Here is a 19,876-nt window from a genome sequence, read left to right as displayed (position 1 = left end):
ATATATGACATTTTTTACTATATTTTGATATAATTCAAGTATCTTTGGAATTGTGAGGGGTTTTCTTGAAAAACAACAAATTGTATTTCACGAGCATTGCGCTCGTCATCGTCGCGTGTGTCAGTGCCTACGTCTACTACATGGGTATGATCCCGAACACGAAGCCGCATGCCGAAAAAGTGTATGAAGAAATGATGGATGCACCAACCGTCAACAAGGTCAATCGAATCTATTACATCGAAAAGTCGATGCAATACATCAAGGACGCGATCCCATTCACGACAGGTTCCTATATCCAGACACTCGACGCGGAAACATTGAAGCAAAAGATCGAGACGATGGAAATGATTGCTACCAAGTTCCAATACTACAAAGATGATCCGGAGTCGAAATCACTCCAACAGGTCGCGAAGTATTATGAAGAATACATCGAAGCTATGAAGTATGTCTCGGAGAACCTCCATGGCGCGGAGCACATGGACGAGACGAAAGCCGCTTATCTCGAAGTGCGCTGGGACAAAATGTACGAACCCGCGAAAGAGATGGAGTTCGAGGTCGGCAAACTGCAGTACGAGCAAGCCGTAGAGTTTTGTAATGCGATATTCGATGCCTGGTGAGTACGGGAAAGGAGAGGGCAAACCTCTCCTTTTTTTGTTTACTCGGTTTTACGTGGACCGGTACGGAGAATCGTCGGAAAACGGCACGTTCGAGTTCCTCTTTCAGGGCAGAGTCGATCTGCGCCATCACCTTCTGATATTGTTCGCGGTACAGATATTCGATTGTCTTCGGTCGGACGACCGAGTGGAGCAACCCTTAGTCCTTCAACATCTGGAGCGCATCTAGTTGCTCGTCGTTCGGACCACCTTAGAAACTTTTGTTGTAGACGAGCACCATCTCATATTCTTGAGCAATCCAATGGTTTTAGTCAAAGTGATATTTCTCAGAGCATAGGTCGTCCAGACCTTTACAGGTCGTGTTGCTTTCTTTTATCAAGCGGTTCGATTCGAGACGACACAGTGAATCTTTCTGTCGAAAATGATGAAGACATTGAGGTAGTTGATAAACATCAAGCAATGCTCCTAATCGAATGAAATCATCGATTTGAATAAGGACATAAGATTATTGTTCAAATCATGCGTTCTCCCGAAGTTTTCCTAACTCTTTATTCAATGTTCGAGCCTCTTTTTCAGAAAAACCTATGTTTCGGGCGGTCTTATCCCAATCAGATGCCATCATAAGTAAAGGACGTACGATTTGCATCTCGACCGTATTCGACTGACCTCGCAGGGAGTTGCGAAGTGTTCCAGGGACGGGTACGAATACAGCTCCAGCGAACAAGTTCCGCTCAGTCGTGCTATCGGGGATCAACATATAGTCCGAAGAGGATTTCACAGCATCGTTGATCACGAGGCAAACTGGCCAACCTTCACACTCGACCTCTGGTTTCTCCATGATTTCCTTCAGCACGCGAAGCGTCTTAACCGCATCCTTCTCATTCCCCATCCATAACATCGTCCGGACTTCCTTCATCGTCCCTAGGAGGATGTTCAACCTAGTAGACTCCCATCCTCCCGACTTCAACACACCCTTCAAGAGGTTCCCGATGAACTCATCGATTTGATCGAGGGTATAGGAATTCTTGGTCATGACATTCGCGAGTACATGCAGGGAATGACCGACCTCGGAAACGCTGATCGTTGCAGGCAGGACGAGGCGCGACTCATCGAGACGTGCTCTCTGGCTATTGATTCGCATACGTTCTTGATGAAGCGTAGCTTGGACCTCCGCTCTTCGTCCCACGTTTTGTTCATATCGCTGTATGCCCAGTTCATCCAGCTCTTCCGGTCCATCTGCCGATCCGATTCTGCCCTCCGAATATCTAGATTTGATGGTCAATTCGTCGAGTTGCTCTTCCCGCAAAAGCCTTCTGACCACGTTAGGATTTTTCGTTCTGTAGTAATCCAAGAGATGTGTCTCGACGTCTCCCGCGATGGAGAAGTTCTTCTCGAAGTAGAGCGTGAACAACCTAAGACAGATTTTCGCTGCACCGACGTCGTTCACGTTCTTCAGGTCGCTGAATCCTTTGAAACCGTACCAGAACTCGCGACCAGCGATTTCCGGCGAAAGCTCCGCAGCCCCAAGGATGTCCTCTCGCAATACCCCGACCTTTTGATTCGCCTTTATTTGATAAGAGAACAACGCCTCGAAGTCCTTGTTCCCGAATAGAAGTGGGGCGATTTTTTCACCGAGCATGCATTGAAGGAACACCGAATACTCGCCGAGTCGTTCTTCGCCACTCTTATATAGTGTCATCGAGATACGATCGAGGATGTGATACTTCGCGACGGGATGGGCCTCCCTCTCCAGAAGTCCACCATACGCGAGAAGTCGCACTCCTAGTGGAAGGAAGCTGATCTCCCGAGATAGCTCCATACGAAATCGTCCATGATAGTAGGGGACCAACGTGTCCTGGATGCCATCCATCAATTGCTTGTTGTATGTGATGCGCTCGTCAAGACTTTCTCGGATTAACCTCAAGAGATTTCTCTCATGTTCTGCCAACTTACGCTGCAGTGTCTCCTCCTGATCGCCCATCCGGTTTCTCGAGATATACCTCAACGTCATGAGGTCGTCGACGAACTCCGGTCCTCCAAGGGGCATCTCATTGAGTTCACGGTACAGGAAACGTTTCTTCTCCTTACCTTCCAGTCTGTCTGACATATCCATCACCTTACCGCCGACTCGTCCGACTAGTTCCGACTGTTCATCGATGTTGTTCATGGTTGATCCGCCCCTTCATTTGACTGATGACTTCATCGAATACGATATCGATGTTCTGACCGCTCACTTGTACGATTTTATCCCTAGACACCTTGCTATCCAGTTTATGCAAAGATTCATGCTTCGCTCGTTTACCCATATAGATGAAGAGGTCATGGTTCGTGCTGAACGAGCTTGCCGAGAGAGTGGAGTACTGCGTGATCCTATCGAGATGATATTTATCCATGTACCTTTCGAGATCTTTCTCCTCAAATTCTTCTGCCAAGAATATCGCTATTCTTTTACCGAGGAACCATGCCTTCATACGGGTCTCTTCATCCAGCTCCAACAATCGCGATAGACTTTCCGAAAGTCGTTCTTCTTCCGGCTGACTCGTAGAGGTGATGATTGTACATTCTGTCTTTTTGCTCCGCTTTTTAAGTTCTTCCCATTCATTCTCATCCACTAGGATTTTCTCCTCGCCACGGATTTCCCTAAGGAGATGTAGACCTCCCGTAATCAGACAATGTACCCATGTGTGTATTGGTCGCTCGGCATCCCGGGCTCGAAGCTTCTCGATGGTCGAGGATGAACGATAGTCTTCGACGAACGTCCCGTACCATTCTTCGAGCGCATCGTAGACGAGTGACCAGAGAGAGGGCTTTTCCTCGATGAGATTGACTAGACGATTGAAGTATTCATCCATAGACATCCTAAAGCTCTTCTTTTGTATCTCATCCAGATGTCTTCCTCCCGAGCCTTCCTCGATGATGTACCTGATTGAATCCAAAGCACACCGTCTATCGCCGGGAGACAGCTCGATGAGATTTATGAACATATTACGTTCCGCCATCAATTCATCCTCCCTAGAAAACAGATATTTTCACGAAAATACATTTGGTTCCAAAAATGATTACTTATAACTAGTATTATTTAATATAATTTACTTATATACAACTTATTAACAAAGAAATCTGATCACGATTAACCATTTCTAGCTAGTATCATCCTCTACCTTCATGAAGCAGCGGTTATGGATAGAGTTTTCCAATCGGTCTTAAGCAGTGTATCCAGCCGTGACTCGAGAGTGACGCCAAAGAGGTGTCATCCCAAGTACTATCATTCTCGCTCGAACCGACTCGATTCTTACGTTCGACTCAAGGAAACATGATTAGGATGAGGGAAACTGAATCCAGATACCCATATGATATCGGGCACCAATGGGTGAATCTTTCAGGTATGCCAAAAAATCATTTTTGAAAAGAAAGAGGTAGGAAGATGCAACGTATCGAATTCGAGAGAACGACGCTCGAAGAACTTCTGAACAACGCGAGAGGCAAGACGCTTGGTGAGATTGACACCGCAGACGTTTTTCGCCGGACGGAGATCGCGAAAAAAATCACGGGGATTGCAGGGGACGTCATCGAGCAGTCGTTGCTCGGGTTCCCCTCGAACCCAAGTCGCGATCCCGACATCATCGTCGACGGGGTGGAGGTCGAACTCAAGACGACGGGTCTTCGTCGGCCAAAGCGACGTACGGATGTACATTATGAAGCGAAGGAACCGCTAACGATCACGGCTGTCAGTCCAGCCACCATAACGGATGAGACTTTCCGGGATTCTCATTTCTGGAGAAAGGTGGAGCATCTGCTCCTCGTCTATTATGAGTATGTATCACCGACCACGGTGCCAGCCTCCGCCTATCGGGATTTCCCACTGGTCGGATATGATTTCCATCACTTCGACGAAGAGGAGGTCGAGACGTTACAGGCCGACTGGGAGATCATCCGCGATTATATCCGGCAATTGAAGGACACATACGACAATCCAGAGGAGTACTATCCCTCTCTATCCTCCGCGCTCAGAAAAAGATTGATGTTCCTCGACACTTCCCCGAAGTGGCCGCATAAGCCGCGCTTCCGAATCAAGCGAGCGGTACTCACGAACATCGTCAACAAGTCGATGGGACGACAGTACGAGTCGATTCCAAGGAGCATCACGACCATGGCTGAGTTCAACGACGAGCTCAGACGCCTCACACGTGCTTATAAGGGAAGGACCGTCCACCAGCTGATGACCGACCTCGGCTTGACGGGAAGTAGCGGCTCAAAGTCCCTGACGGAATCAATCGTCGTCCGTATGTTCGGAGCGAAAGGGCGACGCATCGGTAAAGTCGACCTGTTCTCGAAGCTCAACGTCGTAGTGAAGTCGACCCGTCTGACAGAGGAAGGAGCGAACGTCGAGGACACGAAACTATTCCCGGTCGATTTAGTCCAAACGGGCGAGGAGACGTGTTTCGAGGAGTCCGCAATCCATGCTGAGATGAGCGAGATACACTTCCTGTTCTCCATCTTCGAGACACAAGTGGGAGGAGACCGGCTCGATGACGTCTTCGTCGGTTTCAAGCATCTGATACTGTCGGACGACCTGTTCGAGGTCGAGCTGCGGCGGACATGGCAGGAGGTGCATGATCTCATGGCAGAAGGACGTCTATGCGTGACGACCGAACTCGACAAGAATGGGATGGTGAGATACACGAAACGTACGAACGTCCCGCGCACCCGGACCAACTTGCCGAAGTCCCGTCAATACACGTTCTTCCTGAGAGGCAGCGGGCGCGACGCCAAAGATAAGCTGTGTATAAACGGCCAATCACTTTACAGGCAGAATCTCTGGATTAAAGGAAAGGTGCTCTCTCGCCTGTTGAACGAAGAGGCTCAGGTATGATTCCTTCGCGCAACACTTGATTGACGAAATGATTAAATCGATAACAAGTTATGAGGAACTCCACTGCATTCTCTCGAAATTCGTGACTTCAGCGTCGTCATCTATCAAAAAAAATCATAGAATAACAATACAGTTCGAAAATTAAATCAACAAATCAATCAAGTTACAGGAGGTTACCAGAATGGCTAAAAGCCAGAAGAGGCAAAATGATGAACAACTTATAGAAGACTTTAAATCCTCTTCAATATTCCTCTCTCATTCAATCATCACTCTCTCTGTCAGTCGGGATAACCTACGATTTGCGCTCAAGCAAGCGTGTGACATGTTAGATATAAATCTAGGGATGACGCGTATAGAAGAAAGAGTCCTAAAAGTGAGAGAATCTTTAGAGGAACTCGAAAATAGAAGGGCTTTTCGCATGGAACAGTCCTCCAAATATAGTGATATGTTCATCCCGATATCCGAAGTTGCTTTGAAAAGCCGCGGTCAATCCCCAAGTCGTTTCATCGATACGGTGGTTTGCACGATTGAAGATCCTAACCTAATTCTTTTACCACGACTAAATGCTGCGGATATCGCTGGACTTGCGGCGCTCCAGCCACTAGACCCTCTTAGCCTAGTCTTTTCAGCAATCCGACTTTTAAACAGCGAACGCAAAAAGGCTTATGAAAAGCAAAAAATCATACGAGAAAGCGTGGAGAGAACTCTTCTGATTTCTCTGTTAGAAACTGCGTCGCGAGATTGTCTAATAACGGAGAACATCATTCGAAATAAGGTTCTAAACCTACAGCAGGTCTCCATCCAGTCCTCCGGACGCCAGAACACATCATATCCTCCGGAGGACATGACGGAGTTCGAGGCCCTCATGGACATCATCGAATCTGCGATTGAAAAAATCTATAAAATCTACAGTGGAAAGGTCCATCCAAAGACCGGCAACACTGTATAACCGTCTAGATAGACATCTAGGCAACGTTTTTCCTAACAAGAAACTTCTTATGATACAAACTTTACAAACTTTCGTCTCATTTAAATTAGTATACTACTGTTTTTGAGACGTCGAATCGTTTCAAGAAGGATAGAGGAGGAATCGGCATCCCTCCTCCCCCGTCGCTCCTCGCCCCTTCCGTCAATCGACGGATAAAAACGTTATGTCAACCATAACGTACTCTTCTAATTTACTTGTGATAATTAGCTGTTATCACAAGTATTTTAATGTTATAATGGATTCATGGATTATATGTAATACGTCATTCATCTAACTATTAATCCTTAATTATGTACATATAATAGACGTAATATAGCGTAATACACTAATATACACCCGGTTATGCGAATATCATGAAAAAATGCGGCCGAAAGAGGAAGCGTCGGACGGCGAAGACATGGAGGAGGACGGGACGATGGAGGAAGAAATGAAGAACGAGGTCGAAATCAGGGAGGCGGCGTCGCTCGCGTTCGCGGACAGCCGGGAGAGGCTGCTCGCGGTGCTCGAGGACGACCACCTGAACATGGAGGCGCTGAGCGACCTCGAGATTTTCGAGCTGTTCTGGGCGACGGAGCTGTTCCCGATATACAGCCAGAAGAGCCCACATACGAAGCGGGCCTACAAGCAGGACCTCGACTACATTCTGCGCTTCTTCGTGACGAAGACCCAAGGCGTCAAGCAGCTGACGATCCTCAACCTGCACGAGTACCTGAAGGACGTCCACGACCAGTACGCCCCACGGACCGTCAAGCGGCGCAACGCTATGCTGCGGCGCTTCCTGCGATTCCTGCACGTCAACGACTATCACGTACGCGACCTGTCGCTCCAAGTGAAGGACCAGATAAAGCCGGAGCCGCTCCGCCGCGAGATTGATTTCGACGAGATGGAGGCGATCGCCCTGGCCTTCCGCCATACGGTGAAGCAAAAAAAGAACCGCGAGCTATTGCAGCTGCGGAACGAGACGATGGGATATTTACTATTAACTACAGGGATTCGCGCTTCTGAATTACTATCACTTCAGTTTAGTCACGTTCATGATACTCCTTTCTTCAGTTATATCGAGTTTAAGGGAAAGCGTGAAAAATGGCGGCGTGTTCCGCTGTCCCAGAAATCAACCCATCTCATCCATCGTCTAAAACAGTTAATGCAAATTGAAGGGATTACAAACCCTTATATTTGTTTCAATGTAAGGATTGAGGATACTCCTCTTTCCTATGAAGCATTAAGACTCATCGCAAAAACAGCTTCTATACAATTGACTTCATCAAACAATTCACCCCATTGGTTCCGACGCTCTTTCATAACAAAACTACTAGCTGATGGTATTTCTTTATATGAAGTCATGAATCTTGCGGGTCATGAATCCATTTCAACCACTAATATGTACCTTCAACAAATACAAAAGGCTAATTTAACTGTAAGTCCTTTCGATTAATACTTTTATAGTGATTATAGATTATATTCTAAAACGTTATGAAACATGTAATCATATAATTATGAAAGAATGAAAGTGAGAACCCACTTAGAATTTAGTTTTTTAGATCTTAATATTGGTTCGACAATCGCCATGCTTCTCTTTGATATTAAAATCATCTTAAGGATTTTCACTTCTAATTAAGTTTTCATACAATTTAATATGTCTGCGTTCCGTCTCTACATTACTAGATATCCTTATTAAATCTTCTTTGATATCTAGAATATCACTTTTTAGTACATTTTTTTTAAATTTACTATATTTTGAATGAAGTATACTAATGAAGATCATGTCTTTTTGATAAAAGCTCCATTGTGATTTTAAAATACTTAAATAAAAATCTCTGTCGGCAACGACCATATTTTTATTTTTAGAATTAGTAAACAGTTTATGTTTACTCTCATCATCTGCGTTTATAATATTTTGAATTATAAATTGTAAAATTTGGTTGTTATTTTCAATATACTGATTAATTAAATTTTTATTTTTAATAGATTTAAAAAAATTATCAAACCAGTAATCAAAATAATTCTGCTTCATACTAAAATCTTTATCAATTAAGGTTGACATGTATCCATTATAAAAATTTAGTGATTGTTCAGAACTCATTTCGTTAATATTCACCGGTCTACTTTCCGTAGTAGAATTATCATGATGCAGTCGTCCATAAAAATGAATATTAAAATCTTTAATTAGTGCTTTGAAAGCACTATCTCCTTGAAAGCTACTACCGTCTTTATCAGTGTACAGAAAGTTTCTAGTTATATTACTGTTAAGCTCTAACATATTAAAAATAGTATTTTCTATCTGTTGAAGTCGTGCAGTATAGTTTGATATCCCGAATTCCTCTCTAGTTAATATCAATTCGTTTCTTGTCAGTTCTAATTCTTTTCTCTGAAGAGCAAGTTCTTTACCCTGCATAGATATTGTATGTATTACGAAAAAAATACTTGATAAAGATAATAGCCCTACTGTCGAACCACCTAAAAAATCACCAATTGATCCTAATCTACTAATTTCTATTACTGACCATTTTGAATTTGTTAAAATGACCAACAAAACAGGGAAAAGTAATGCTAAAAAAACAAGCAAGATACCTCCAAAAAACCAATTGTTTGCGTTTTTGTTTATTTTCATTTTTCTTTATTTCTCCTCACTACAATAATTTATTTAAATAGTAACTCTTTAAAAAATTTTTCTATGCCTGTTATATCATCATCAATATATAGCTTCAAAATTTCGCTGTCGCTAATTATTTTAAGGTAAAGCCTTCTTACATATTCATCGAATTCTCTCGATGTTTTTTTCAGAGAAATTTCGTCGCTACCTTTCTTCGGTAAGTTAGAGCCATGATATACGGAAGATCTTATTGCATAAGCTTTTTTTATAAAACTATATATTTTTAATTTTTCATCATATGTTTCACCTAGAAGTAAAGATAATCTTTCAGAAATCTTATGAGATACTTCAGTATTATCAGTAGATAACAATATTTCTAACAGTGTGCAATACATTCCAATTCTCAGTGGCAAATATGCTTGTGATCGAGTACCTTGAAGAAAAAAGTTGAATCTATCTAATCTATTAGTCTTTAGAGTTTTTGTTTCATCATTTTGTTTATCGATTGGTAATAATTTTTTATAGTCATGATTACTCGCCCAATCAGAAATTGCTCTTAATTCTTCAAGAGTGAAAATAACTGTTTCTCTTTCAAGTCCAGCATTTAAAAATGTTACAGATCTGGAATTAGACGTAACGCTATTATTCAAAAAATTTTTTGAATCCTTAATATATAAAAAACCAAGTTCAACATCCACACTATTATCTTTTTCTAACCATAAAAAATTATTATACGATTGAACTATTTTTAAGTAATAATCTAATAATTCTAGATTATCTCGTTCACTCAATGGATTATGATTTTCTGGTAAATCACCATGATAATAAAAAAAGGGATTTTTAATTAGTGCTCCTTTTTCTAGACCCCCTATCTGATTACTAAAGTACGAATCAATTATTTCATCTAGTTTTTCCGTGTTATTTGAGAGCCTTACGCCCTCCATTAAATTGATTCCACGATTGAGTGTTGTTTGTATTCCTAAAAAATGTACACTAGCTAAAAAATAAAATTTCATATAAATCAGCTCCTGTTCTCCATTACAATTCAAATATCAGTCGTTAATAAACTATCCCTCACAGATTATTATTATAGTTATTGTTTTCAAGAGTTTTCGGCTATCAAATAAATTTTTAAAATTACATGGGGTTTCTAATTTATTTAGAATACTTAGTATTTATGACATCTAGAATGTATTTCTTATAATAAAAGGATTTAGTTTAAAGAACTAATTTAACTTCTCACCACTTTAATTTTTATCGATTATTCAAAAAAATTATGTCATTGATTATCTACTTTTTTATCATTCATAAATCTTATTCAAATAGGTATCATGGCTTTTATAGAATTTTTCAAAATATTTCGAATAAAGATAATTACTACGATTCTCGATTGTGACTAAATCTTCCTCTACCATCTCAATTGCTAGTAGCGCTGAGGCTTTCATTCAATTGAAGTTTTTGTTTTTCTATCGATAAGATGATACCCCCTCGCTACATATGACTCGACGGCCTCCCGGTAATCCGCGATGTTCCTCTTCGTCACGCCTGCCCAAGAAAAGCAGCAATCCGTAGTGCAGAATACTTTGTCGAGGAGTATCAGCTTCGAGTAACGCTCTATGTTCTTCATCAGTCGTCCGGCCATGTCCATGCGAAGGACCCGATGCTGCGCGAGGTATGCCGTTGAATTCGAATAGCGTAGTCGGACCGCTAGTTGATCTGAGCAACTCCGCATCATCATCCGTCAGTCGGTATTTGTGTCATATGACGGTACCTTCTGACGGATGATGTCCACAAAATTCTCGATAGCATAGCCGTCCTCGATCAGGTCGGATTGCTGCCACCTATCCCTCTTCCAAGTTCGTCCGATTCTCCTTCTTCTTCACATGAAGTATTCGCTTCTCATCCTACTCCAAATTGTTATTTTTCATAATTACCTTACTCTTCTCCTGGACCGGCATGATGAAAATGCCTTTCCCGATTGTCTACTTTACCTGTCTCCAGAACCTTTTGGTAGAAACTAATTCTGCATAAATCCATCTAACAGAATCAATACTCAACACTTTTGAAAACAACATCCTTAGTTTATATATATAACCAAAATATGGATTTACCTTATTAAGTTCTGATAAAATATCCATATCACACGTTAGTAATGGAGACAAATACTTATGAATACTAATGTTATTAAAAAGAAGGTATTAACAATAATATTAACGTTAATATTATTGTTATCAGTAACATTGACATTACCAAAATCGGCTAGCGCAGCATCAAAGGAGTACGAGATTTATAAGCAGATTAAGTCTGGTATGACAGCAACTCAAGTAGCTAAACTGATATATAGTAAGGAGTATAAAAAATATTTAAAGAAAGAATACGGTGTTACGACTTTTAAACATGAGCCTCTCTATTTAGGTGGAGACGAAAACAGAGTCAATTATGAATTTGGTTTTTTTGAAGATAAACGTGAAAGCGATAAAGAATTTATTTATCGAATCAGTATTGGTCTGTTTTCGAAACACAAAGGCAAGACTCTATACGTGGGATTCAAAAATTACAGTACCGAAACACCTACCGTAAGTAAGCTTCATAAAAACAAAAAACCAAAAGTAGGAATGAATATCAATCAGCTTGATAAGATAACATATGGAAGTGGATTAGGTGTGTTTCGCGACATCACTTATGAGAACTTAACTTTCCTTAAGATTTTAAATGATAAAGGTAAAAATATGTTCCCCACTAAGAAATCTACAATCAGTTATGTCATTAAAAATTATAACGCCAAAAAAGGATATACACTCTATCTTGAATACGACTATAGGAAAAAGAACTACTACGTAACAAATCAACCATTCTAAACGCTGACCTTCGGGTTAGTGTTTTTTATTTCTAATTAAAAAAACAAAATGAGACATGTTTTTACATCGCACACACCATTCCACAGTGCCGTTTTAGTGATTCTTTATCGAATTTGATATTATCAGAGAAATACTAGACTCCGTATAAGCTAGCACGCTGAATGATAGCAGTTTCCCCTTATACTCTTATCATTTTTTCTCTATTGTCTCAAAAAATCATTTGGTATTATTAGATTTTTCTCTACTTTCAATTCCTTTCATTGCTCCTTCAGGAATCAAAGAATATAGTTCACTAATCGTTTCATCACTCTCTAAAGTTTCTGCCACAATGAAATTTATTACCTTAAATAAAGCCAAGCTTACGTCCTTATTGTCTCTTCCTTCAAGATCTATTTTCCCTGGATGAACAGCATCATTACCAACAACCCGAAGTGTATCCATTGCTCGTTGCAACTTACCTATAACTTTTCTTTCTCGAACTAATTGCTTAATCATTTCATTAATATTTTCTTTTTTAGCACCTAGATGAGGCAGTAACATTTCTAATCCTAATCGTAAAAGCGCTGCAGAAGAACGCGGAGAAATATTTAGAACTGCTCTTGCTTCATCATAAATAACTTTAACTTCCAAAGGCATAAATGGATTAGGTTCTTCAACAGTATTTTTTAAGGGATGAACTAGTTCATGGTCATACCACAAAGAATAATTTTTACAGGATTGGCACTGACAAAAAGCCAACACGTTTGGTTCCTTAATCACTTCTCCTTCAAAATAATACACTTTCACGTTATCATCGACCGTATAAAAATTAACCGTTTCACCAAAACCATATTCATTAACTCTATGTTCTTCTCTAGGAACAACTTGATGCCACTCTTGTTGTGCTAACACTGAACAAGTAGGGCATACAAACGAATTTTCACCATATAAATCCATGTAAAATCTCCTCCTAATCAAAATATTTATTCAACTGAAAAGTTTGTAAGAACGAGTGATTCTGCCCGTTTTTTTTCGTGCTTGGCTCTACAGCAAGGACAACGTTGTGAGGAATTGTCATTTCAAGCAGCCTTATGGTTTTTAAGATCTAACCCAGTACGAAACAAGATAAAGATAAAAGAAAATCGCAATCGCCATCAACAAATCATTATGACGATTTGTCCCAAGAAATAAGAGTAAGATTCCAAACAAAAAAACGAACGAGGCAATCAAAATTTCTCTGGCTCTACCACTACTATCTTCTTTTTTGAGTACTATTAAAAATAGCTATTATCAATTTTTTTCAAAATATCGAGAAGTAGATACAATGTTAAACAAATTTTTCGCAATTTTATCTACACGATTCTTTAATAATTCATCAGATTCATTTTTATTGGAGGAATACTCGAACGGAAATCCAGGATAGTTGATACTTTCTATATATAAGCTAAAAACTTTATTATTCAATTGATACATCAGAAGCAACAATGTTTCTAAAAAATATAATAATTCTTCCCGACTATATTCAATTTTCCCACCTACAATTCTTTCAATGAGCAACATCAATAATTCTTCGTCTCTATAGTCAATCTCATCTTTCCATAACTTATTGCCGATCAACTCACTAAGATTGTATAGAGAATATGAATGTAGAACTAAAAATGTCTCAAGAAGTAGTTCGGTATCCGATAGAATATTTTCTTTGTACTCGAAAATATATGAATTCTTTTTTGTTTTTTCTTCTATTTTTTTTATATGGTCATTGAAGTAATCAAGATGATTGGTGACTTTATTGATTTTTCTATCTATTCTTTTAGTAATAGTATAATCGTAAATTCCAAATGATCGACTAGCTAAAAATCCGTTTATATCACTAAAAAAATCAGGTTCTGTTTTTTTTGAAATGAATGCTATAGAAGAATGTTTAGTAATGACTTCATCCAATCTTCTAAATACATCATCGTCAAACTCTATGGTTACGTTATCAATATTTTTATACCATTTTACTAATATAGATTTTAATACAAGCTCAATATAATGGTCAGAAATCATAATATCGGAAGTTATCGAGTTTTCATTAAAATCAAGAATAATTTGTTCTAGAATCTTATTCGATTTGAATTTTTTATCTTCAAATTCTATAAAAAAATCTCCGTAAGCAAACTCTAAAGAATTATTTTGTATACACTTTTGATTACTTCTTGATATCCTCCTCGTTTTTTTAAGCTTTTCCTCATCATCTGAATCCCTTTTCGTTAGAATGATGCTTAAAATCGATTCTGATTCATCAAGTTTTTTACTAAACTCAAAATCTTCAAAATCAAAGGTTAATGAATCTAACCCTTCAAAAAAATCATCAGGTTCATTCTCGACGTCAGATTTATTCTCAAACAGACATAATTTAGTTCTTTTTACTTTCGCAATCGGATCCTCACTTATGAATAAATGCGGTGTCAGAATCTCACTTTTAGATTTCTCCAATGGATTTCCTCCTAAAATTAAAGGTTCGAGTGAATTTATAAATTATGTTTCCTTAGTCATCGAAACCAAATTTATCAGCTTGTATTCCTTGGGGAGCAAATATGATTTCGTATTTTTTACCCCTTATACCTTCTGCAGCAAATGTCCACTCATTAGAGACATCAATGAAATCGAACTCTAACTCTTGTCCAAAACGTGGAGCTAGTTTTTCGACTACATATTCCGTCATCACATAGACCGACTCTCCGACAGCTTCAATCTCTCCACGCTCGAATTCATTGCCATCACTCGACAAGACATAATTCATCATTTGTTTCATCGTCAATCCTCCTTACTCATAGATACTATCCAGATACGCATCGTGACTGCTGTAGACCTTCTCGAACTCTCTAGAATAATGATGATTACTGCGATTCACGATGGTGATCAAATCATCCTCTGCCATCTCGATGGCGAGCAACGCTGATGCTTTCGATTGAAGTTCTTCTATCGACAAGATGCCGTCCTTCCCTATCAGCCATTCCATGAACGAATCCGGATCCGGCTTCTTGAGTGACTTGATGAACACGTTCGACTTCCCGATGCGTAGACTCTTGAGTACGCCGACACGTAGAAGGATGCTCTCATAGAACAGGTCCTCGAAACCGATTTCTTCGAGTGGATGAGTGAAGCCGTCCTTGCGCAACGATGCGAGCGTGAAGAACTCATCATTGGCTACATACGATTCAATCGTCTCTCGATAATCCGAGATGTCCTTCTCCGAGACGCCGGCGCGGGAGAGACAGCGGTCCGTGATGTAGAATCCTTTGTCGAGGAGGATCAGCCGCGCATGTCGCTCCAGGTTCTTCAACAGTCGTCCGGCAATGTCCGTGCGGAGGACCCGATGCTGCTCGGTGCGGACATAGTCGTTCGCGAAGATGAGCTGCTCAAGGTACGCCGTCGAGTTCGGATAGCGTAGTCGGACCGCGAGTTGATCATCGACCCGATAACCGAGCAGCTCTGCGTCAGCTGCCGTCAGCCGTTGCTTGTCATACGACGATACTGTCCGACGGATGATGTCCACAAAATCCGCGATGGCATAGCCGTCCTCGGTCAGGTCGGACTGGATTGCTGCCACCTGTCCCGCTTCCAGGCTCATCCGACTTCCCTCCTTCTTCGTCCGGATGTTTGTCTTCCGCCCATGGAGGTCCTTCACCAAGTCAGAGATGTAGCTGGCGTTGAACCAATATCCTTGCTTCGTGATGGCGCGTCCGTCTGGTAGCGAGCACAGGTCCGCGGCGTTCGATGCCTTCGTCTTCGCATGGAGGATCCGGTTCTCATCCTGCTTCGGAAGGTTGTTCTTCATGACCACCTTGCTCTTCTGCTGGACCGGCGTGATGACGATGCCCTCCTCGGTCGTCTCCTTCACCTGTCTCCAGAACCGTTTGACGGAACCTTCCAGCTCCTTCTCCGACATCGACCACAACTTATCACCGATGAAGATCGTACGTCCTTGCTTGTCCGTCCGGAACGTCAACAGGACGAACACCGTCTCCTTGAATCGACGATATACCTGACTCTCCTCCCAAGGCTTTTCGACCCATTCCAGGAAGTCGATGGTGTCCAGGGACATCAGCTCCTTCGGTCGTCCTTTCTCTGTCAGGTTGATCGTACGGATGGAGAGCTCTGGTTTTCCGGATTCCATCCGGATACGTTCCACCTCGTCCTTTACCGACTCTACCATGCGGCTCGCCACGTTCGTCAGGCGTGCCTTGCTCTTGTTGAGATCCGGGTTCAGTCCGTATGCTCTCGATATCTCCTCTAGGTCCATCCCTACGAGTTCGTGGAACAGCAGGTCGTTCTTGTTCTGGTTCATTCCTGATTACATCCTTTCATCGATGGAGGGAATCCCCCCTCCCTACTCTTTCTCATACATCCATTATATGACTTTATATGAGAAAAGTAACGTTGGTGTCTAGAAAATCCTGTCATCATATTCGAATTCATATGGTCGTCCTTTCGTCCACATTCTATAATCGAAGTATAGGATGATTCGTCTTTAGGTACTTCTTTATGAGAAGGAGGTTGCACATGAACACCATAGGACACCATGAGAGATGGAGCGAGTACGAACTACTCGGATTGATGCATCGTGAGATGGAATCGATGGGCATCAGCGGCTATACGGTACTCCGTTCCCTGAGCGAGATCGGCGTCAGGCTCGATGACATATTGGACCCGGTCATCCGGAGCCACATCCCCGTGTCCCCCGAGAAATCCAAGGTCCTCTTCCGGATGGTCGACGACCTCGGCGCGGAGACGTGCCGCGAGCTATGCCGCAGGGCGAACCTCTATCACCTGACGATATCCCAGATGCATCCCATCCCGTATGCCGTGATCGAATCGTTGCTCCGGAGACGAGGATTCATGCTCGTCGACTTCTCCTCGATGTCGTTCCTCGAGTTCCGTGAACGGACACGTGGCGAGGGGACGTCCACCCTCTACCGGAACATCATCGGTGCCATCCAGGAGTTCGGTCTGTTCGATGAGAATCGGGCTTCCTCGATGGATGATGGACGGGACGGGCTCAACGTCATCCCCTTCCCGGGCGAAGGGAGGGATGACGAGCTATATCCTCTCGATTCCGTCATCCAACGGCACGATGGCGACGACGTCCTGAGTCGATATTTGGTCGGAGGAGGACAATCGGGTACGATCTCCCTCGATGTCTTACGCGCACTTGTACGGGAATGGCCGAACGAGAAGATTTTAGAGAACCACCTCTTCGGAGAGGTGTTCGCGACATATGCGCTGGACCCCGTCATGTTCCAGACCGTCTTCGAGGTCCCTGACCGCATCGACCGTTACCTCGAGCTCCTCCATGGACGTGGGGTGCAGGAGACGCGCTCCAAGGATTTCGTCGCCGGCCTCGATGCCGGGCAACTGTCCCGTTTCCTTCGCATGCGGGATGCCTATGTCTGCCCCGCCACGGGAACGGTCCGACACTACGATGTCGAGAACATCCTGCTCTCCTTGACGGAGGATAGTCACTCCCCCATCGATGAAGCGGTCATCGCGAGGGACGCGAAGCGGATGTCGACCGTCGTCAACCCACATGGACACATGGACACCCTGGGAATCACGAAGGACCGGGTGAAGGATGCCGTACGGGTCTCTCCTCACCTTCTTCGTGCCGAGGGATACGTCCGGCGTCTGAGGATTCCCTATGATGAAGACGTTCTATCCGGCCTACTGTCAGACAAGTTGGATGGATTACGTGGTGTCTTCACGCCCCGGGTCATCTACGATCTATTGTCCCCTGAGATACGCTCACTCGACATCCATTCACCGATGGAGCTGAGGCACATGCTCGGACGGAAGCACTCCTCCGACGAACTTCACGTCCTTTCTCGGGAAGAGATCGCCGTACGGATGAGGACGAGACGTGAGTTCATCGAGGGATTGATCGGACTTCATCCAGAGTTCATATCCGTCCGCGTTTTGGCCGATGAGGCGGCCACGACGAGCGGTCATCGACGGGCGCACTGGGAACACCATCTTCGTTCCCTACTCCTCGATGATGTCTCGTACGTAGAGGTGGAGCCTGACGTCTTTCTCCGTGTGTCCAGATTGTTCGGTTCCGGTCTGTCCTCTTCCGAACTTGAGGGATACGTCTCCTGGCTTCTCGAGAGGTTACCTCATGAGGAGTTCATCAGCTCCTCTATGGCAGCAGGCCTGGGGCGAGGTCATGCGATCTACGGACTAGGTTTTGATTCCACCTTCTTCGAGAGCGTGTTGCGCAGGAGTCCCTTGCTGCGTACGTTGTACATTCCTGGAGGCACCGTCTACTATCGGAACCGAAGACGGATCCGTCATTCGGCCGAGGGCTTTTTGTCCTCTCATGTCGAGGATGGAGAACCAATCGATGACTACCTCCATCGCCTGGAGGAGCGCTATGGTTTTCTACCTGTAGAGGAGCAAGTGCTTCGGATCCTCAAGGACACTGGGATTTACGTCTCGGACGAACTGGCACGACTATTCTCAGACAAGGATTCCTTCCTCCGACATGTATACGGGGATTGAACGTAAAAAAGTATGCGCCGGCGCATACTTTTTTTCATCCTCATCTTTTTTACTTTCACATGTACGTTCCTGAATGCTCTCTCCCGTTCCATTCCAGACCATAAGAATGAAGCGACGTATAGATATGTCGAGGTCATAAAGATAGTATTCTTTTCAGCAGGGCGAATGGACGAAAAGTATGCGCCGGCGCATACTTTTTACTCAGCATAGAATGTCTCGTATGAAATCCATATGTATTAGTACTTCTCACATGCCACCCTCTGACGCCATACCATCGACCATTTTGATTCATGAGCCCATCCATTTACCAGATCCCTCCTCACATCATCCCGGCTTCTGACGAATCGAGGACTCTCGAAGATGTGCATCATCTTGTTTCACGTGAAACATCGTTTGGCATGATCACTCATCCTTATCCTTCGATTCAATTTCATCGTTCCTGTGACATCCTTCGCCTTGTCAATCTGACTAAGTTCCAGAATTGATTGTTGCCTCCTTTGCCTCCCCCTATCCGTTTAGAGGTTTGAAGACATGTTTCTGCCTTTGGTATAGGTATGAGCAATCCCCCGTGACTAATTGAATATTCATTATGAATATGGTACGTGAAATAAGAAAAAGTATGCGCCGGCGCATACTTTTTCTACTAGTCGCTAAATCTCCTCATCCATGCATCCATTCCTGTCTGAATCAATTCATGATTCCTATTCGGAGTTTCTTTGTTCTACGACATGACCACCAGTGGCTGGACTAGCCCCTCCTCTGATTCTCCGGGGGGACGCAAACATCATTCGTAGATGGATGATTATCTAGGTCAGGTATGATACATGCCCACTTGTCTTATATGAAGAAATACGGAAGGATCTTGTAAAAAAGTATGCGCCGGCGCATACTTTTTCCCGTCCTCGTCATGCGGGAGCCTATCCATTTTGATGAAGTCGTTCTTCAGTCTTAATTCTTTCCGACATTCATTCATGGCGTCGATCAAGCTGTCTATTTTCTTACTTATTAAACCCATCGACTTATGTATTTCGATGTCTCTACATTACTGATGATTTCTTCCATCTGTTTCGTCGTTCTGACCACAAAAAAGTATGCGCCGGCGCATACTTTTTTCGGAAGAGCAGACAAACAATCATTTCTATAGTAATCAGTAATCGCATCATCACCACTCATCGACTCAAGATGATTGATGGACACCTGCGTATTCTAGTGTTCTAAATACGAACCACAATCCAACAGACCGCGATCCTGATATAGTAATCATCGATACACGTCACATACTGTTTGCATCTGGGGATGATGAACGTGCGTCCGGATCCACGATTCTCGATTCCTATGGTCATGTCTTATCAACGATTCCGGCGTTCCTAAAATGAAATGTCGACTACAAGACGGCGGTAGTCCTGATCCCTCGACGAGTTCTTCCACCAA

Annotated in this window: 14 protein-coding genes; 6 read left to right on the top strand and 8 right to left on the bottom strand. The window is 42.9% G+C overall.

Annotated elements, in window-relative coordinates:
* Positions 1 to 65 precede the first annotated feature (65 nt).
* Entirely contained in the window at positions 66 to 617 is a 552-nt protein-coding gene (locus K6T22_RS16875) for a hypothetical protein (RefSeq protein WP_238240174.1), read from the top strand.
* A 514-nt stretch (positions 618 to 1,131) separates the two neighbouring features.
* Here the strand turns inward: K6T22_RS16875 and K6T22_RS16870 are convergent.
* Together K6T22_RS16870 and K6T22_RS16865 are read right to left on the bottom strand one after the other, a co-directional pair.
* On the bottom strand, positions 1,132 to 2,781 hold the full coding sequence (locus K6T22_RS16870; protein WP_238240173.1) for a hypothetical protein: 1,650 nt from the start codon (positions 2,779 to 2,781) through the stop codon (positions 1,132 to 1,134).
* The gene (locus K6T22_RS16865; protein ID WP_238240172.1) at positions 2,765 to 3,613 is read right to left on the bottom strand and encodes a hypothetical protein; all 849 of its coding nucleotides are present in this window, start codon (positions 3,611 to 3,613) and stop codon (positions 2,765 to 2,767) included. Before K6T22_RS16865 ends, K6T22_RS16870 begins: the two co-directional genes overlap by 17 nt.
* A gap of 425 nt (positions 3,614 to 4,038) precedes the next feature.
* On the opposite strand from K6T22_RS16865, the gene K6T22_RS16860 reads away from it, so the two are divergent.
* The 3 genes from K6T22_RS16860 to K6T22_RS16850 all read left to right on the top strand — a co-directional run bounded on the left by K6T22_RS16860 (position 4,039) and on the right by K6T22_RS16850 (position 7,910).
* Positions 4,039 to 5,487: a MutH/Sau3AI family endonuclease gene (locus K6T22_RS16860; protein WP_238240171.1), complete on the top strand. Its 1,449-nt coding sequence runs from the start codon at positions 4,039 to 4,041 to the stop codon at positions 5,485 to 5,487.
* 181 nt (positions 5,488 to 5,668) lie between these two features.
* Positions 5,669 to 6,436: a hypothetical protein gene (locus K6T22_RS16855; RefSeq protein WP_238240170.1), complete on the top strand. Its 768-nt coding sequence runs from the start codon at positions 5,669 to 5,671 to the stop codon at positions 6,434 to 6,436.
* 454 nt (positions 6,437 to 6,890) lie between these two features.
* Entirely contained in the window at positions 6,891 to 7,910 is a 1,020-nt protein-coding gene (locus K6T22_RS16850) for a tyrosine-type recombinase/integrase (protein ID WP_238240169.1), read from the top strand.
* 159 nt (positions 7,911 to 8,069) lie between these two features.
* Here K6T22_RS16850 and K6T22_RS16845 read toward each other — a convergent pair whose 3' ends face one another.
* A complete protein-coding gene (locus K6T22_RS16845; RefSeq protein WP_238240167.1) occupies positions 8,070 to 9,086 on the bottom strand; it encodes a hypothetical protein in 1,017 nt (338 codons plus the stop codon).
* Between the two features lie 29 nt (positions 9,087 to 9,115).
* Entirely contained in the window at positions 9,116 to 10,084 is a 969-nt protein-coding gene (locus tag K6T22_RS16840; protein ID WP_238240166.1) for a HEPN domain-containing protein, read from the bottom strand.
* A 1,152-nt stretch (positions 10,085 to 11,236) separates the two neighbouring features.
* On the opposite strand from K6T22_RS16840, the gene K6T22_RS16835 reads away from it, so the two are divergent.
* The gene (locus K6T22_RS16835; RefSeq protein WP_238240161.1) at positions 11,237 to 11,926 is read left to right on the top strand and encodes a hypothetical protein; all 690 of its coding nucleotides are present in this window, start codon (positions 11,237 to 11,239) and stop codon (positions 11,924 to 11,926) included.
* A 216-nt stretch (positions 11,927 to 12,142) separates the two neighbouring features.
* On the opposite strand, the gene K6T22_RS16830 is transcribed toward K6T22_RS16835, so the two are convergent.
* From K6T22_RS16830 to K6T22_RS16815, 4 genes are all read right to left on the bottom strand, one after another.
* Positions 12,143 to 12,862, bottom strand: coding sequence for a DUF4145 domain-containing protein (locus K6T22_RS16830; RefSeq protein WP_238240160.1), 720 nt, complete (start codon positions 12,860 to 12,862; stop codon positions 12,143 to 12,145).
* A 333-nt stretch (positions 12,863 to 13,195) separates the two neighbouring features.
* Positions 13,196 to 14,383, bottom strand: a complete 1,188-nt coding sequence (locus K6T22_RS16825; protein WP_238240158.1) for a hypothetical protein — start codon at positions 14,381 to 14,383, stop codon at positions 13,196 to 13,198.
* 52 nt (positions 14,384 to 14,435) lie between these two features.
* A complete protein-coding gene (locus K6T22_RS16820; protein ID WP_238240157.1) occupies positions 14,436 to 14,702 on the bottom strand; it encodes a hypothetical protein in 267 nt (88 codons plus the stop codon).
* A gap of 12 nt (positions 14,703 to 14,714) precedes the next feature.
* Entirely contained in the window at positions 14,715 to 16,106 is a 1,392-nt protein-coding gene (locus K6T22_RS16815) for a MutH/Sau3AI family endonuclease (RefSeq protein ID WP_238240156.1), read from the bottom strand.
* A 347-nt stretch (positions 16,107 to 16,453) separates the two neighbouring features.
* Between K6T22_RS16815 and K6T22_RS16810 the strand changes: the two genes are divergently transcribed.
* Positions 16,454 to 18,445, top strand: coding sequence for a hypothetical protein (locus K6T22_RS16810; protein ID WP_238240155.1), 1,992 nt, complete (start codon positions 16,454 to 16,456; stop codon positions 18,443 to 18,445).
* Positions 18,446 to 19,876: the final 1,431 nt, after the last annotated feature.

The sequence above is a fragment of the Exiguobacterium acetylicum genome, assembly GCF_022170825.1.
GTDB lineage: Bacteria > Bacillota > Bacilli > Exiguobacteriales > Exiguobacteriaceae > Exiguobacterium_A > Exiguobacterium_A acetylicum_B.
Note: the sequence above shows the minus strand (reverse complement) of the source record. Positions and strands in the feature narration are given on the sequence as shown.

Excerpts from the sequence above, each read along its gene's own strand:
- K6T22_RS16870 (WP_238240173.1), bottom strand. The coding sequence starts at position 2,781 with ATGAACAACATCGATGAACAGTCGGAACTAGTCGGACGAGTCGGCGGT.
- K6T22_RS16865 (WP_238240172.1), bottom strand. The coding sequence starts at position 3,613 with ATGGCGGAACGTAATATGTTCATAAATCTCATCGAGCTGTCTCCCGGC.
- K6T22_RS16860 (WP_238240171.1), top strand. The coding sequence starts at position 4,039 with ATGCAACGTATCGAATTCGAGAGAACGACGCTCGAAGAACTTCTGAAC.
- K6T22_RS16855 (WP_238240170.1), top strand. The coding sequence starts at position 5,669 with ATGGCTAAAAGCCAGAAGAGGCAAAATGATGAACAACTTATAGAAGAC.
- K6T22_RS16850 (WP_238240169.1), top strand. The coding sequence starts at position 6,891 with ATGGAGGAAGAAATGAAGAACGAGGTCGAAATCAGGGAGGCGGCGTCG.
- K6T22_RS16845 (WP_238240167.1), bottom strand. The coding sequence starts at position 9,086 with ATGAAAATAAACAAAAACGCAAACAATTGGTTTTTTGGAGGTATCTTG.
- K6T22_RS16840 (WP_238240166.1), bottom strand. The coding sequence starts at position 10,084 with ATGAAATTTTATTTTTTAGCTAGTGTACATTTTTTAGGAATACAAACA.
- K6T22_RS16835 (WP_238240161.1), top strand. The coding sequence starts at position 11,237 with ATGAATACTAATGTTATTAAAAAGAAGGTATTAACAATAATATTAACG.
- K6T22_RS16830 (WP_238240160.1), bottom strand. The coding sequence starts at position 12,862 with ATGGATTTATATGGTGAAAATTCGTTTGTATGCCCTACTTGTTCAGTG.
- K6T22_RS16820 (WP_238240157.1), bottom strand. The coding sequence starts at position 14,702 with ATGAAACAAATGATGAATTATGTCTTGTCGAGTGATGGCAATGAATTC.
- K6T22_RS16815 (WP_238240156.1), bottom strand. The coding sequence starts at position 16,106 with ATGGTAGAGTCGGTAAAGGACGAGGTGGAACGTATCCGGATGGAATCC.
- K6T22_RS16810 (WP_238240155.1), top strand. The coding sequence starts at position 16,454 with ATGAACACCATAGGACACCATGAGAGATGGAGCGAGTACGAACTACTC.